Annotated in this window: 11 protein-coding genes; 3 read left to right on the top strand and 8 right to left on the bottom strand. The window is 69.7% G+C overall.

The features are described 5' to 3' along the window. Nucleotides 1-2 precede the first annotated feature (2 nt). The 8 genes from EV691_RS05590 to EV691_RS05555 all read right to left on the bottom strand — a co-directional run bounded on the left by EV691_RS05590 (nucleotide 3) and on the right by EV691_RS05555 (nucleotide 11,656). Nucleotides 3-2,252 (bottom strand): TonB-dependent receptor, encoded by a 2,250-nt coding sequence (locus tag EV691_RS05590; protein WP_131300677.1) that lies wholly within the window; start codon nucleotides 2,250-2,252, stop codon nucleotides 3-5. A 63-nt stretch (nucleotides 2,253-2,315) separates the two neighbouring features. Beyond that, nucleotides 2,316-3,011: a molybdate ABC transporter permease subunit gene (locus EV691_RS05585; protein WP_131300675.1), complete on the bottom strand. Its 696-nt coding sequence runs from the start codon at nucleotides 3,009-3,011 to the stop codon at nucleotides 2,316-2,318. Further along, nucleotides 3,008-3,604 (bottom strand): molybdate ABC transporter substrate-binding protein, encoded by a 597-nt coding sequence (modA, locus tag EV691_RS05580; RefSeq protein WP_131300673.1) that lies wholly within the window; start codon nucleotides 3,602-3,604, stop codon nucleotides 3,008-3,010. Before modA ends, EV691_RS05585 begins: the two co-directional genes overlap by 4 nt. A 503-nt stretch (nucleotides 3,605-4,107) precedes the next feature. Beyond that, a complete protein-coding gene (tssA, locus tag EV691_RS05575) occupies nucleotides 4,108-5,184 on the bottom strand; it encodes a type VI secretion system protein TssA (RefSeq protein WP_131300671.1) in 1,077 nt (358 codons plus the stop codon). Nucleotides 5,185-5,200: 16 nt separating this feature from the next. Further along, a complete protein-coding gene (locus EV691_RS05570) occupies nucleotides 5,201-9,004 on the bottom strand; it encodes a type VI secretion system protein (protein WP_131300669.1) in 3,804 nt (1,267 codons plus the stop codon). Next, nucleotides 9,001-9,765, bottom strand: coding sequence for a DotU family type IV/VI secretion system protein (locus EV691_RS05565; RefSeq protein ID WP_131300667.1), 765 nt, complete (start codon nucleotides 9,763-9,765; stop codon nucleotides 9,001-9,003). Before EV691_RS05565 ends, EV691_RS05570 begins: the two co-directional genes overlap by 4 nt. Before the next feature lie 18 nt (nucleotides 9,766-9,783). Continuing rightward, nucleotides 9,784-11,112, bottom strand: a complete 1,329-nt coding sequence (gene tssK, locus EV691_RS05560) for a type VI secretion system baseplate subunit TssK (protein WP_131300665.1) — start codon at nucleotides 11,110-11,112, stop codon at nucleotides 9,784-9,786. A gap of 46 nt (nucleotides 11,113-11,158) precedes the next feature. After that, a complete protein-coding gene (locus EV691_RS05555) occupies nucleotides 11,159-11,656 on the bottom strand; it encodes a type VI secretion protein (RefSeq protein ID WP_131300663.1) in 498 nt (165 codons plus the stop codon). Between the two features lie 187 nt (nucleotides 11,657-11,843). On the opposite strand from EV691_RS05555, the gene tssB reads away from it, so the two are divergent. From tssB to EV691_RS05540, 3 genes are all read left to right on the top strand, one after another. Next, the gene (tssB, locus tag EV691_RS05550) at nucleotides 11,844-12,407 is read left to right on the top strand and encodes a type VI secretion system contractile sheath small subunit (protein WP_131254586.1); all 564 of its coding nucleotides are present in this window, start codon (nucleotides 11,844-11,846) and stop codon (nucleotides 12,405-12,407) included. A 31-nt stretch (nucleotides 12,408-12,438) separates the two neighbouring features. Further along, on the top strand, nucleotides 12,439-13,920 hold the full coding sequence (tssC, locus tag EV691_RS05545) for a type VI secretion system contractile sheath large subunit (RefSeq protein ID WP_131300661.1): 1,482 nt from the start codon (nucleotides 12,439-12,441) through the stop codon (nucleotides 13,918-13,920). A 74-nt stretch (nucleotides 13,921-13,994) separates the two neighbouring features. Further along, nucleotides 13,995-14,492 (top strand): Hcp family type VI secretion system effector, encoded by a 498-nt coding sequence (locus tag EV691_RS05540; protein WP_131254588.1) that lies wholly within the window; start codon nucleotides 13,995-13,997, stop codon nucleotides 14,490-14,492. Nucleotides 14,493-14,499: the final 7 nt, after the last annotated feature.

The following is a 14,499-nucleotide window of genomic DNA, read 5'->3' as shown; positions in this document are numbered from 1 at the left end:
GCTCAGAACTCGTAGGCGAGCTTGGCCATCAGCGTGCGCGGCGCGCCCGGGAAGAAGCTGCTGCCGTTGTTGGTCTCGTTGGCGTTGTTGAAGCCGATGTAGCGCTTGTCGAACAGGTTGATCACCGCCAGGTTCGCCTGCAGCCGGCCCCGGCTGACCGGCACGCGGTAGGCGAGGTCGAGGTTGGTCACGCTGTAGGCGGCCATGGTCTGGGTGTGCTCGACGTTGGCGTAGCGCCGGCCCATGTAGTGCAGCACCGGCGACAGGGTGAAGCGGCCATGGGTCCAGGAGGCGCCGAGGGTGGCCATGCGCCGGGGCACGTCGGGCAGTTGCTCGCCCTCGGTCTCCAGGGTGGTGTTCGCGCCGGTCTGCAGATCGTCCTCGAACTCGGCGCGGATCCAGCTCAGGTTGCCGAACAGGTTGAGCCCGGGCAGCGCCTCCCAGCCGCCGACCAGCACCAGGCCGAAGCGCCGCGCGTCGGCGATGTTCTGGGTGTAGGAGGCCTTGTACTCTGGGTCGTAGAGCGAAACCCCCTTGTTCCTGTAGCGGGTGTAGAAGAGCAGCGGCTCGAGATAGCCGCGGGCGAAATTGAAGCGCACGGCGAGGTCGATGCCGTCGGCGACCTCCATCTCGCTGTCGCTCCACAGCTGCTGCTTGGACACGCCGGAGACCACCGGCGCATGGAAGGAGTCGAAGGCCGGCGTGCCCAGGTTGCGTCCGGCCGAAGCGCGCAACTCGATCAGCGGACTCAGCTGGTAGCGCAGCGCCAGGTAGGGCGCCCATTCCTCGATGGTGCTGCTGTCGACGCTGCGCGACGCCACCTCGCCCCGCGACCGGTCGAGGGCGTCCTCGTAGGACAGATCGCCGACCCCCGCGGGGTCGTAGTACTTGATCGAGGGCAGCACGTCGCGCACGTAGCGCACCCCGGCCTTGACGCTGAGGGCGCCGAAGCTGCGTTCGGCGACGGCGAACAGGTTGTGCAGGTCGTGACGGTGGTCGACGTCGGCCAGCATGCTCCATCTGGAGAAGGTCAGGCCGCCGGAGGCGTTCGGCGTGTAGTCCTTCCAGCGCGTCGCCGGCGCCGGCGGCTCGCTGGACACCCAGCCGTAGCCGAAGGTCAGCCCGGTTCCGGCCAGCCTGGTGTGCAGCTCGGCGATCGCCCCGTAGGTCTTCTGGTCGATCCGCCACTTGCGCACGACGTTGCCGCTGGCATACAGGTACTCGCCGTCCTCCTTGCTGTAGAAGGGCTTGAACACCAGGTGGGTGTCGGCGCCCAGCGCATAGTCGAACTCGGCGAAGGCCGCGGTGGTCTTGAACGCCTGGCGGTTGTAGCCCTGCCAGTTGGCCAGCGCCGCGGCGCCCTTGCCGGTGGGGCTTTCGTCATAGTCGATCTCGTCGTAGAGCGACTGGTCCTTGGACTGCTCGTAGCTCAGGCCCTTGTAGTTGTCCGCGGCCATCTCGTTGTGGGCGGCGAAGAACTTCATGTCCAGCGGACCGAGCCCCTGGATTAGGCCCATGGCGAAGGTGTCGCGGCGCTTGGGCGACTGCCCGCTGCCGCGCCACTTGTCGGCGCCGGTCTTGGAGGCCGAGACGAACAGCGCGGTGTCGCTGGCCAGCCGGCCCGTGTCGAGGCGCACGAAGCGGCGGCGGAAGTCCTCCTCGCCCACGCCGAGGGACACCACACCGCCCGCCTCGGCCTTGGGCCAGAGGATGCGCGTGTCGAGCTGGCCGGAGCTGTCGTAGAGGGAGAAGCGGTCGGGGGCGACCGGGCCCTGGGCGAGCGAGACGCCGGCGATGTTCTCGGCATCGAGCAGGAACAGGTAGCCCGGCCCCGGTCCCGGGCCGTTGAGCGGCATGCCCTCGACGGTGCCGTTGGCGCCGTGGGTGGCCATCTCCCCGCGCACCCGCAGGCCCTTGTTGCCGCCCTGCTGGTTGACCAGCCCCCAGGCATCGGTGCCGTGCACCTGCACCGCCGGCAGCCGGGAAATCATCGAATAGGGATTGCTGCCGCCCTTGCCGCCGAACAGCTCGATGCCCTCGCGGCCGACCCGGTATACCGTCGAGGGCGAGTCGGGGTCCGAATCGAACCAGGGCGCCTGCGACTCGTCCGCCTCGCCGGTCACCAGGATCGGCGACAGCGCCTCTTCGGCCGCTACGCCGGTGCAGGCCAGCGCCGACAGCAGGGCGGCGCAGCAGCGGGGGAACGCGGGGCGCCAGCCGGCCGGCGGCGCATGGAGGGGAAACTGCTTCATGGGAGTCTTTCTCTGGTAGTACGAAAATCGAAAAAACCCTGGGAATGGAGAGGCCGGGAACCGCTACAGGGCTCCCAGCCGGCGCAACACGGCGAACAGCGCGAGGGAAACCAGGCCGAGCAGCAGCGAGAGCACGGCGGCGCGCTCGAACTCGCCGCCGCCGACCGCGTTGAAGATTTCCAGCGACACCGTGGTGGTGCGCCCGGAAACGTTGCCGCCGAGCATCAGGGTGATGCCGACCTCGCCGAGCGAGCGCCCGAGGCCGAGCACCAGGCCGGCGGCCAGCGGCCCGCGGATGTTCGGCAGCAGCACGCGCAGGAAGATCTCCGGCTCGCCCTTGCCGAGCACCCGGGCCGCCTCGCCGAGCCGCGCCGAGAGGCTTTCCAGCGCCGACTGCACCGGCTTGACCACCAGCGGCAGGCCGGCGACCAGCGAGGCGATCAGCACGCCCCCGAAGGAGAACACCACCTCCACGCCCCAGGTCTCGCCCAGCCAGGCGCCGAGCGGGCCGCGGCGGCCGAGCAGCATCAGCAGCAGAAAGCCGGTGGCGACCGGCGGAAACACCAGCGGCAGGGTCACCAGCACATCGAGCAGGCCGCGGCCGAACCAGCCCAGGCGCGCCAGGGCATAGCCGAGCGCCACGCCGAGCAGCAGGTGCAGCACCAGCGTGGCCAGCGCCACCTCGGCGGTCAGCCGCAGGGCGTCGACGACGGCCGGCTCGCCGAGCACGGCCGCCAGCGAGCGGATCGGCTCGCTCACAGCCCGTGCTTGGTCAGGATGGTCCTGGCCTCGGGCGTGGCGAGGAACTCGGCCAGCGCCTCGACACCGGGCAGGGTTTCGCGTCCCTCGACGACGCCGGCGACGATGCGCACCTCGTCATAGAGCGCCGGGTCGATCTCGAGGAAACCGCCGATGCGCCCGCGCACGCCGAGCGCGTCAGTGAGATTGACGAAGCCGGCATCCACCTCGCCGCTGACCAGATAGGCCGACACCTGCGGCACGTTGGCCACCATGAGCAGCCGGCCCTCGAGCCTTTGCGCCAGCGCGCTGCGCGCGAGGAACTGGCTGGCGGCCTTGCCGTAGACCGCCTGACGCTCGTCCGGCAGGGCGATGCGGGCGAATTTCGGATCGACGAGGTCCTCCGCTTTCGCCAACGTCCGGCCGCTCGGCCAGGCCAGCACCAGGCGGCCCCGCCCGGCCGGCAGGTAGCGGGCGAAGGCGGCGATGGTCAGCGACTCGGCGGCAGAGGCCGGCAGGGCGCCGACAGCGAACAGGCCGGCGATTGCCAGCCAGAAGCGGGAGATCCGCACACCGCGCCAGAGAGCATGTGCGAGAAGAGCGGGCAGGTTCATGCGGTCATGACTCCATTTTCTATATATTCAGAAAACAGAAAGCACAGGACGTGCCAGCCAATCGCCATCACCAACGCAAAATTTATATCAGTAAAATCAATTATTTATTTATATTAAAAGCCGCCTAACGGCGCGATCAGGCTCGAAAACAGAAAATTGTTATATGTATAACAAAAAATATAAATAAGGTGTCGGAAAGTCGACAGGGCATGTATCCCCGTCCGATCCGCCCGCTCGGCGCCCGCCAGGAGCCCACCAGCAACGGGCAGGCGGTGCCGGACTGCGGACACGAGAGAATGGGCGACGGCGTGGAAAGGCGAAGGTACGGCTGGCGGCGGCCCGCGCGACCGACAGGCCGGAACGAGGCGGAAACCGGGAACGGCCGGGAGAAGCCGGTCGACGGGCCGGTGACCACCTCCATCTATCTATATGAGGAAGGTAACTCCAGGCACGGTCTCACCTCGGCCGAAGCGGCGAGGCGCCCATGGGAAGGCTCCGGGCCGTCACTTCAGGATGCCCAGCAGGGTCCAGACGCGCCGGGCCTCCGGGTCCGCCGACAGCAGTTCGGAGAGCAGGTCGCCGAGGGGCTTGTGGCCCCACTCCACCGCCCTGCGGATCAGATAGGGCACCGGGCTGTGCGGCTCGGTGCGCGCCAGGTAATCGGCGATCAACTCCAGCTGGCGATAGGCCTGCTCGCGGCTGCCCGGCAGGCCGGATGGCGCGGCAGCGCCCGCCTGCGCAGCGGCCTCTGCGGCCTGGGAGGGGACGGCCGCGACGGCCTCGGACGCGTGCGGGTGCATGGCGATGAACTCCTGCATCAGGGCGATCAGTTGGCGGATGACCTCGCGCAGCGGACCGAAACCGGGCGCGAGGTCGCCCAGATAGTCGTCGCTCCAGCGCTCCAAGCGTTCCAGCGACTGCGTGCTCCGCTCGAGGCAGTCGCGGCGCTGCAGCCAGACCGGCAGCGGCGTGCTCCTGACCCGCTCGTTCAGTTTCCGCTGTTTCTGCCGGGCCGTCTCGGCGGCGCTCTTGGCCGCCTTGCCGTCGCCGCCGGCGACCTGCTGCAGCTGCAATTGCCGCCAGTCGTGCAGGGCGAAGGGGCCGAACTCGTCGACCTCCGGCTCGAACAGCGGCAGGCGGAGCAGCAGCAGCTCGGCGTAGCGGCGGATCAGCCAGTCGAGCGGCATCACCCGCCAGGAACGGTCGCCCTCCTCGGCCCGGGGATGCAATTCGTCCGGATAGCGCTCGCACAGCCCGGTCACCAGCGCCAGCGCCTGGGGCAGTCCTTCCCAGCTCCGGCGGTGCAGCCAGGCCTCGCCCAGCCAGGCGGCCACCATCAGGTCCTTGCTGCGGGCGAGCAGCAGCTCGCCGGCCAGCTTCTCCACCGCCGCCCAGTCGCTGCGCTTGATCTGTGCCTGCCAGACGCCGCTCGGCAGGCTCGCGTCGTCCTCCCGGCGAGCCTCGCGCAGGCGGTCGAAGTCCGGGTCGTAGCGCAGGCTCGGGCCACAGGGCGAGTCCGCCGACAGCGGCTCGAGCAGGCCGTCCGGGGCAAGGGGGAGCGAAGGCAGGGCGGAACTCAAGGAAACCTCCAGGGACTCACCAGCGCGGCTGCACGGGCGGTGTGGCAAAGGGGGAGCGGGGCGCGCGCACCGGCAGCGGCTGGATGGAGAGCGGCGCCTTGCCGCCCTGGGTCATCAGCGACACGCGCATGAACATGGTCGCCCGGCTGTCGCTGCTGTAGGTCCCGTAGACCGGCAACTGGAAGGTCAGCGGGAAATCGGTGTAGTCGACGTCCGGCTGCCGCTGCACGGCGACGTGGGTGCGCATCAGCCGCAGGAGCGCCCAGGGGCCGGTGTATTCCCAGCCGGCCTCGAAGTCGGCGACCGCCAGGCTCGGCTGCAGCGGATCGTTGACCGGCCGCAGCGAACCGTTCTTCGCCCAGCGCAGCACCAGCCGGAGCGGCTCGCCCTGAGTCCAGCGCAGGCGCTGCAGGTCGTCGCCCGGATAGGCGATCTCCTGGCGATCCGCCTGCATCGACCAGGCGATCACCTGGTCGGCGCCGCGCTCGTCCTCGCGGTCGGTGCGCCAGCGCACCTCCACGTCGAGCCCCTGCAGGCCGTTCTTGTCGCGCAGCAGCAGAGGCCCCAGCCAGCCGGCGGCCTGCTTCAGGCGCAGCAGGAAGTCCTGCGCGGCCTGCCGGTCGGACGAGCGGGCGAGCTGCAGGCCCTCCTCGGCCTGGGGCAGATGCTCGTCGATCAGCCGCAGCAGGTGGCGGACCCGGTCGGGATCGACGTCGACGGCCCGGCTGCTGTAGGAGAACGGGAAGCGCTCGGCCAGGTACTGGTTGAAATAGTCGGCCAGGCGGTTCCAGGCGGCGGCCGCGCGCTGCTGCTGGAGGAACTCGCAGCGCTGCCGGGCCTCCTCCCAGAGGACCTGCCCGCGCCGCGACAGGTCGTCGCTCCCAGGTGCCAGGTAGGCGGCCTGGAGGATGGCCGAGCAGCTGCCGCTGTCCATCTCGATGAAGTCGCGGGCGACCAGCTGCTGGAACAGCGCCGGCGCGCTGGCCGGGTTCTGCGCCTTGTGCTTGAGCATCTCCTCGCCCAGCGCGGTCAGCCGCAGGACCTTCTCGTAGTCGCCCAGCGACAGGTGCGAGCGCTGCATCTGCAGCCACTCCAGCGCCTGGGCGCTGCCCTGGGTGGCTTCCAGCATGACCGCGAACTGCTGGGCCAGCCCCTGCTTGAGGTCCTGCAGGTCCTGGGCGCGGAACATCTGCAGGCCCAGGCTCTTGCCGCCGTCCCAGCGGGCGAAGTCGTAGGCCTGGTGGAACATGGGCAGCGCCTCGATCTCCGCCAGCGCCTCCTGCACGTCGCCCAGGGCCCGGCGGTTGAGGTTGTCCAGCAGGGCCTGGGCCAGATCGCCGCGATCCAGCTCGGCGAACGCCTCCTGCAGCTGCAGGGCCTTGTCCGCCGGCACGTCGAAGGAGCGCTCGCCACCCAGGCGCGGAACGCCGCCCTTCGACTCCAGGCTGTTCCACATGGCCAGCGAGGCCGCACGGGCGGCCGCTCCGAGCAGGGCCGTGCGGTACGCCGGCGGTATCTGCGCCAGCTCCTGCCCGGCATAGCCCTTGTAGCTGGCGTAGTAGCCCAGCGCGGCGTCGAGCGCGCGGGCATCGATGGCCAGGGGCTGGGCGCGGGACTCGGCCGCGTCCTCGCGCTGCAGGGCGACGGCGGCGAAATCGCGCCGCAGCAGGCTTTCGATGGACTTGTCCAGCCCGGCGACGTGCTCCTGCAGCTCCAGGCTGCCGCCGCCCAGCAGCACCAGCAGGTTGTCGCGCGAGCCCGCCTGGGCGATCCACTGGTCGCGGAAGCTCTTCTGCAGGCGGGAGGCCTCCAGATCGACGGCCTGCACCACCGTGGGCCCGAGCAGCGTGCTCTGCCGCGCGCTGTCCAGCAGTGCCTCGTAGCCCGGCACCAGGTCCCGTCCGTTGCCACGCCCCCAGGCCGCGTTGGTAAGCGCGACGAGATCCTGCAGGTTGTCGATCAGGCCGCCGACCTCCTCGAGCTCGCGCAGGGAGTTGCCATAGCCGGCCTTCAGCTTCTGGATGTGGATTTTCAGGTAGCCGGCCGGACGGACGAAGTTCTCGGCCAGGAAATACTGGGTCAGCCACAGCTGCATCAGGTGCTGGAAGCGCTCGGCGATCTTCCGGTTCCCGTGCAGGTTCAACGGCTGCATCGCCGGCCCGGGAGCCGTGCGCAGGACTTCGTTGTAGAAGGCCTCATGGCGCATCGGCCCGGCGCCCGGCTGCAGGTCCAGCGCGTCCCGCCCCAGGGCGGCGAGGGTCTCCAGGGGCGCCAGGGGCCTGCCCAGGGCCTGGGCGAGCCAGCGGTTCTGCTGCTCGAGGCGCATGACCCGCTCGACCAGCCCCTTGGCCAGGACGTAGTTCTGCCACTGCTCGGGGCTGTCGCCCTCATGGCTGGAATGCCGCCCGGCGCCGGGCGTCGCGTTCAGCGCCTCCAGATCGGCCGCCAGCTGGTCGCGCAGCGGCTGGAACAGCCGCTGCCGCGCCGCGCTTTCCAGGGTCGCCTCCAGCCGGCGATCCAGCGGCGAGAGCCAGGAGGTCGGAAAGGCCGGAGATGCGAAGCGCCAGCGCGGCGCGCGCTCCAGCAGGGTCCAGAAGGCTTGGGCGTTCTGCCGGCTCGACTCCCGGTGGCGGGCGTCGTCGAGCGCGACATAGCGGTTGCGGGTTTCCTGCAGCAGCCTGGCCAGCTCCTCGGCCTCGCGGGTCGAGCCGTACCAGACCCACAGCATCGCGCCGATCCAGAACGCGCCGAGCACCAGGGCGGCGGCGCCGGCGACCTGCTGCCAGCGCTGGCGCAGATGCAGGATGCGCGGCACCGCCCGGGCCAGCCCCCGCTCGGCGAGGATGCGGCGCTGCCAGAGCTGGCGGGAAAACACGCCGCGCAGCGGCGGCACGTCGAGGCCCGACAGCTCCCGGCCGGGCTCGCCGCCCGCCGCCGGCCGGCCGGCGATGAAGTACAGGCCGCGCAGGCGCGGCGCCTCGCCCAGAGCATTGCCCTGGAACACCGGGTCGAGCAGAGCCTGAAGGCCGCCGCGCATGCCCTCGAACTGCTGCGGCAGGCAATACAGGGCCTCGCCGACCCGCCCCGACAGCGCGCCGATCTCGACGATCGCCTCGGACAGCGTGCGGCCCAGCCGGTCGAGCGCCAGGTCGCTCCAGTGCGACTGCCAGACGGTCTCCGGCGCGAAGGGCGAGGACCAGCCGAGTGGCGCGTCGCGCGCCTCCTCGGGCAGCGCCGCGATCAGCTCCTGGAAGCCGGGCACCTCCTCCATGCCGGTCACCAGCACATAGACCGGCAGGCTGAGTCCCAGGCGCTGCAGCAGCTCGACGAAGGCGCGGCGCGCGGCGATGCCCCGGGTCACGGCCTGCTCGCCGTCCAGCAGGGCGGCGGCCGGCACGACCCAGACCACTGCATCCAGGGGGCGGCTCGAACGCAGGCGCAGCAGCAGGCCGAGCACGCGCCACCAGGTGCCGGAGCGGCTCGGCCGCCCCGCCTCCGGCATGCACAGGGCATCCGGCACGACCAGCAGCGCGGCATCCGGGTCGCTCCACCAGCAGCCGAACCAGGCGGGCTTGCCGGCCGCCCTCAGCTGCCAGTCCAGGCACAGCTGCGCGCAGCGCTCCTCGTCGCCGAGCATCAGCAGCCAGGGCGTCTGGTAGCGGTCGTTCACCGCCCGGTCGTGTTCCATCTGGCGCACCGCGGCGTAGAAGCCGCGCACCGCCGAGCCCGCCTGGCTGCGCAGCCAGACGAGCAGCAACGCGGCCGCCAGCAACAGCAGGACCACGACGATCACCGCCGCGTCGATTTCCGGCAGAGTCATGGCGTCCGCTCCGGCGCCAGCGTCACCTCGGCGGACAGCACCGGCTCCAGCGAGCGGGCGATGTCGCGCCAGAACAGGTGGCCGAGCAGCGTCAGCAACACCGCCATCCCGAGGATCGCCAGCCCGAGGCGCAGGCCGTCGGGCAGCGAGCGGCGGACCGGCAGGCGCACGGGCGCCACGGCCGCCGGGCGCCCGATCAGCTCGACCGCATCGGGCATGGCGGGCTCGCGCAGCCAGGCGAAGTCGAACAGCGCATGCCGCCACTTCTCGTGCAGGGCCTGGCCGCGCGGACCGCGCAGATGGCCCTGGAAGCCGAGGATCAGGCATTGCAGGTAGACGTTGGCCAGGTCCCGGGTGGCCGGCGCGCGCTCGTCGAGGATCTTCCTGATCGCCAGCGGGATGCGCTCGCCGGCCTTGCGGCTGCCGTACAGGCGCAGCTCCAGCGGCTTCTCCTGCCAGGCCGCCTGGCCCGGCCAGGGACTGAACAGCAGGGTCTCGTCGACCAGGGCGACGAAGGCGTAGACCACCTCCTTCACCTGGTGCGGCGCGTCGCCGGCGCCGGCGAAGGCGCTGCGCCAGAGCCGCCGGGCGATACGCCCGGCCTGCTCGGCGAGCCGCGCGACCCGCTCGGCCTCGCCGGCCTCCTCGTCCTCCAGCTCGCGCCGCACGGCCAGCCATTCGCGCCAGGCCTGGCCGAAGGCGGAGCTCAGGGGCGCCTCGCCAGGGCCCGGCGCATACGGATCCATCTCCTGCTCGACCATCGGCGGCTCCCTGCTGCGCTAGCCGTCGACGGCATCGGCGAACAGCACGACCTGCCAGGGCTGGCCGCCGGCCGCGCTGCCGCAGGGCACGATGCGCAGCGCCTGGCGCGGGTCGAACCACTCGCCGGCCGCCTGGAGCACGAAGATCCGCGTGTCCTCGCCGACTCCGTAGGCGACCTGCTCCTGACGGCTCATGGGTTGCCAGGAAAGCCCGCCCATGCGCTGGCGGGCCAGGGTCGCGACATGCGCCTCGGAAGCGACGATGGACTGCGCCAGCCAGTCCCGGGCCGCCTGCTCGCCGGCCCCGGCCGGCATGCGCAGGCCGATCACCAGGCGCTGGCGGGGCTGCTCGCGGTCCGGGAGGCGGATATGGAAGCCATGGCGGTCCTGCTCGAACGGCAGACTCCGGTAGCCGGCCCTGATCCGCGCCAGCGCCGCCGCCAGCCAGTCGAGCACCTCGTCGTAGCCGCGCTGCAGGTCCTCGAACGCCAGGGGACGGAACGCCGGAACGCCGGCCAGCGGATCGAGCGCGCACCAGGAACCGGCCATGCCGGCCAGCAGCCGGTGCAGGGTCGCCGGATCGGTGCTGCGCCCGTTCAGGGCCGCCTCCACCTCGGGCAGGCGCGCCCACAGGGCCGCCAGCTGCAGGCGGAGCTCGGCGGCATCCTCGGCGTTGCCGGCCTGCTGGGCCTGGCGCAGGCGCCCGGCGAGGAACACGCACTTTTCCCGGGCACGGCCGCACAGGGCCTGCACCTTCCCGCCCAGCGGCGACTCCGGGAGGATGCGCGGCGTCGGCGCGACATAGGGCAGGCGAACATAGCCGCCGCCCTCCCGGCCCACCCGCAGCAGGGGAATGCACACCGAGTCCGCCCGGCCGCCGGCGGTGACCAGGCGCGGATTCGGCCGCCAGACGACGACCGGCTCGGGATGCTCGCCACTGGCCAGGTCGGGCAGCGCATCGCCGACCACCGAGCGCAGACGCCCGTTCAGCGGCAGCAGTTGGCCGGCCCGTCCCAGCGGCGTCACGGCGAGGTAGACGGTCACGCCGGCGGCCGAGCCGGCGAGCGCCTCGGCCAGGTCCAGCTCCAGCGGCGCGCCATCGGCGGCGGCGCCCAGGCTGACCGGCAGGCCGTCCGGCAGGATGGCCTCGAGGGCAGTCACCCGTACCCGGCCGGCACAGAGGGCGGCAGGATCGACCTCCAGCGTCTCGACGCCCCAGAACCAGGGATTGCAGGCCCCGGCCAGATGCCCCGCCAAGGCCTCCGCGCGCAGGCCCTGGAGCTGGAAGTGCTGGGGCAGCAACTGCATGCCTTCATGCCAGCAGACCGCCTCGGGTAGAACACTCATGACGAATCCCTTTCGATTTCACGACGCACGGAATGCCCCGCCGCCACTACCAATGAAACCAGCGCAATCCATAGCGGCGCTCGTTCGTGCCGAACAGCCGCATGTCCCGGCTTTCGAAGCGCAACTGCACGACGCTCATCTCGTCCAGGCGCAGGCGATGCACGCCCGGCGTGTTGTAGCCGGCGAAGACCAGGAGTCCGGCGGCGGGCGCTCCGGACAGGGGGAAGCGCTCCAGCTCCAGGAACTGGCCGGGCACCAGCTCGAGCCCCCACACCGCGAAGGCCTTGCGGTAATCGAGCCCGAGCTGCTCGCGCTCGGCGAACCACTGCCTGGCGGACATGCCGGAAAACAGCTTCAGCAGCTCGGGGTCCTGGACGGCGACGAAATCCACCGCGATCGGCGTGTTGTCGTTGGCCCGCGGCGCCACGTCCAGGGTCAGGGCCTTCAACTCGACGGCCGGCTCGAACAGGCTGCAGGCGCTGAGCGCCAGGGCGGCGAGCGAACCGAAAACAATATTTCCGAAGTGAAATATTCCAGGCTTCATAAAGCTCTAATCAAGTTTCGCTTGCATTCCCTTATAAACCCGTTTTAACTTTTTTGATAGCTCGTTGATATTACGACGAACTCGACCGGACTGCCGTCGACTTGCACAGGGCGGTCCCCGCAAGGGAGTGCGATCGCCGGCGAAACCGATGCATTGCGCTCGAAACATTGCATCGGAGTCAGCCATCATGGCCGAGAGTACGCAGCACAAGCTCGACAGGATTCGTCCTCCCCGCGTACAGATCACGTACGACGTGGAAATCGGGAACGCCATCGAGAAGAAGGAACTCCCGCTGGTGGTCGGCATCCTCGCCGACCTCTCCGGCAAGCCGGAAAACCCCCTGCCCAAGCTGATGGACCGGCGCTTCGTCGAAATCGACCGCGACAACTTCAACGACGTCCTCGCCTCCATCGCCCCCCGTGCCACCCTCCAGGTCGACAACACCCTGAGCAACGACGGCAGCAAGCTGAACGTCGAACTGCGCTTCGACCACATCGACGACTTCGACCCGGTCAACATCGTCAAGCAGGTGACCCCGCTGCGCCGGCTGTTCGAGGCGCGCCAGCGCCTGCGCGACCTGCTCACCAAGCTCGACGGCAACGACGATCTGGACAAGCTGCTGCAGGACGTCGTGGCCAACACCGAGGGACTGCAGGAGATCAGGTCGGTCCGCCCGCAGGCCGAGCACGCGCCGGCAGCGGCCAGCGCCGAACCGCCCGCCGACGAACCGGCAGCAGAACCGCAAGCCTGATCGACCACCACTCATTCACGGAGGATTCGCCATGGCCCAGCCGTCTGCCGGCGAGACCCAAGCCAGCGAGAACATCACCCTGTCCCTGCTTGACCGCATCGTCGCCGAAGGCCGCATGGCCCACGACGACAGCCAGCAGGACTACGCCCGCGACATGCTCGCGGAATTCGCCACCCAGGTCCTCGACGAAGGCATGGCCATCGACAAGGACACCGTGTCGATGATCAACGACCGCATCGCCCAGATCGACGCCCTGATCGGCGACCAGCTCAACGAGATCCTCCACCATCCCGAGTTGCAGAAGCTGGAAGCTTCCTGGCGCGGCCTGCACATGCTGGTGAAAAACACCGAGACCGGCGCGCGCCTGAAGCTGCGCCTGCTCAACGTGGCCCAGAAGGAACTGCTGACCGACCTGGAGAAGGCCGTCGAGTTCGACCAGAGCGCGCTGTTCAAGAAGATCTACGAGGAGGAGTACGGCACCTTCGGCGGGCACCCGTTCAGCCTGCTGGTCGGCGACTACACCTTCGGCCGCCACCCGCAGGACATCGGCCTGCTGGAGAAGCTCTCCAACGTTGCCGCCGCCGCCCACGCCCCCTTCATCGCCGCCGCCAGCCCGCGCCTGTTCGACATGGGCAGCTTTACCGAGCTGGCGGTGCCGCGCGATCTGGCGAAGGTCTTCGAGAGCCAGGAGCTGATCAAGTGGCGCTCCTTCCGCGAGAGCGAGGATTCTCGCTACGTCTCCCTGGTGCTGCCGCACTTCCTCCTGCGCCTGCCCTACGGGCCGGACACCAGCCCGGTGGAGGGCATGAACTTCGTCGAGGACGTCAACGGCACCGACCACGCCAAGTACCTCTGGGGCAATGCCGCCTGGGCCATGACCCAGCGCATCACCGAGGCCTTCGCCCGCTACGGCTGGTGCGCGGCGATCCGCGGCGTGGAGGGTGGCGGCGCGGTCGAGGGCCTGCCGGCGCACACCTTCCGCACCAGCTCCGGCGACCTGTCGCTGAAATGCCCGACCGAGGTGGCGATCACCGACCGCCGCGAGAAGGAACTCAACGACCTCGGCTTCATCGCCCTCTGCCACAAGAAGAACAGCGACCTGGCGGTGTTCTTCGGCAGCCAGACGACCAACAAGCCCAGGGTCTACAACACCAGCGAGGCCAACGCCAACGCGCGCATCTCGGCGATGCTGCCCTACATCCTGGCGGCCTCGCGCTTCGCCCACTACCTTAAGGTGCTCATGCGCGACAAGGTCGGCAGCTTCATGACCCGCGACAACGTGCAGACCTACCTGAACAACTGGATCGCCGACTACGTGCTGATCAACGACAACGCCCCGCAGGAAATCAAGGCGCAGTACCCGCTGCGCGAAGCGCGGGTGGACGTCTCGGAAGTCGCCGGCAAGCCGGGCGTCTACCGCGCCACGGTGTTCCTCCGCCCGCACTTCCAGCTGGAAGAGCTGACCGCCTCGATCCGCCTGGTCGCCACGCTGCCGCCGCCGGCCGCAGCCTGACCCGCGCTCCCGCCGGCCTCCCGGCGGGAACCCTCCCTTATCCCGATACGGCATAGATTCAGGAGTTCCATCCGATGGATGCGATCATTCTCGACCTCGGCGACGACATCAAAGGCGACAGCCAGATCGAAGGCTACACCGACAAGATCGAGCTGATGTCCTACAGCCACAACGTGGCCATGCAGGTCACCAACGACGTCAGCAACACGGAGCGCACCTCCGGCAAGCCGCACATCGGCGAGTTCACCGTCACCAAGTTCGTCGACACCTCGACCCCCTCGCTCAACGAATACTGCTGCGCCGGCAAGGCCATCCCCGAGGTGAAGATCACCGTCGGCCGCAACTCCGCCGAGAGCAACGGCCAGATCCTGCCCTTCATCGTCTACACCCTGAACAACGCGGTGCTCTCCAACGTCAGCGTCAGCGGCGGGGCGGGCGGCAAGCCGGTCGAGACCCTGTCGCTCAACTTCACCAAGATCAAGTGGGAACTGACCGCCCAGAAGAACGACGGCAGCAAGGAAGGCACGGCCGCCTCGACCTGGGACCTGGCCGCCAACAAGGTCGTCAAGTAACGGACCC

This window comes from Azotobacter chroococcum (genome assembly GCF_004339665.1).
Taxonomy (GTDB): Bacteria; Pseudomonadota; Gammaproteobacteria; order Pseudomonadales; family Pseudomonadaceae; genus Azotobacter; species Azotobacter chroococcum.
The sequence above is the reverse complement of the archived record's forward strand: the minus strand, read 5'-3'. Positions and strand labels throughout refer to the sequence as shown.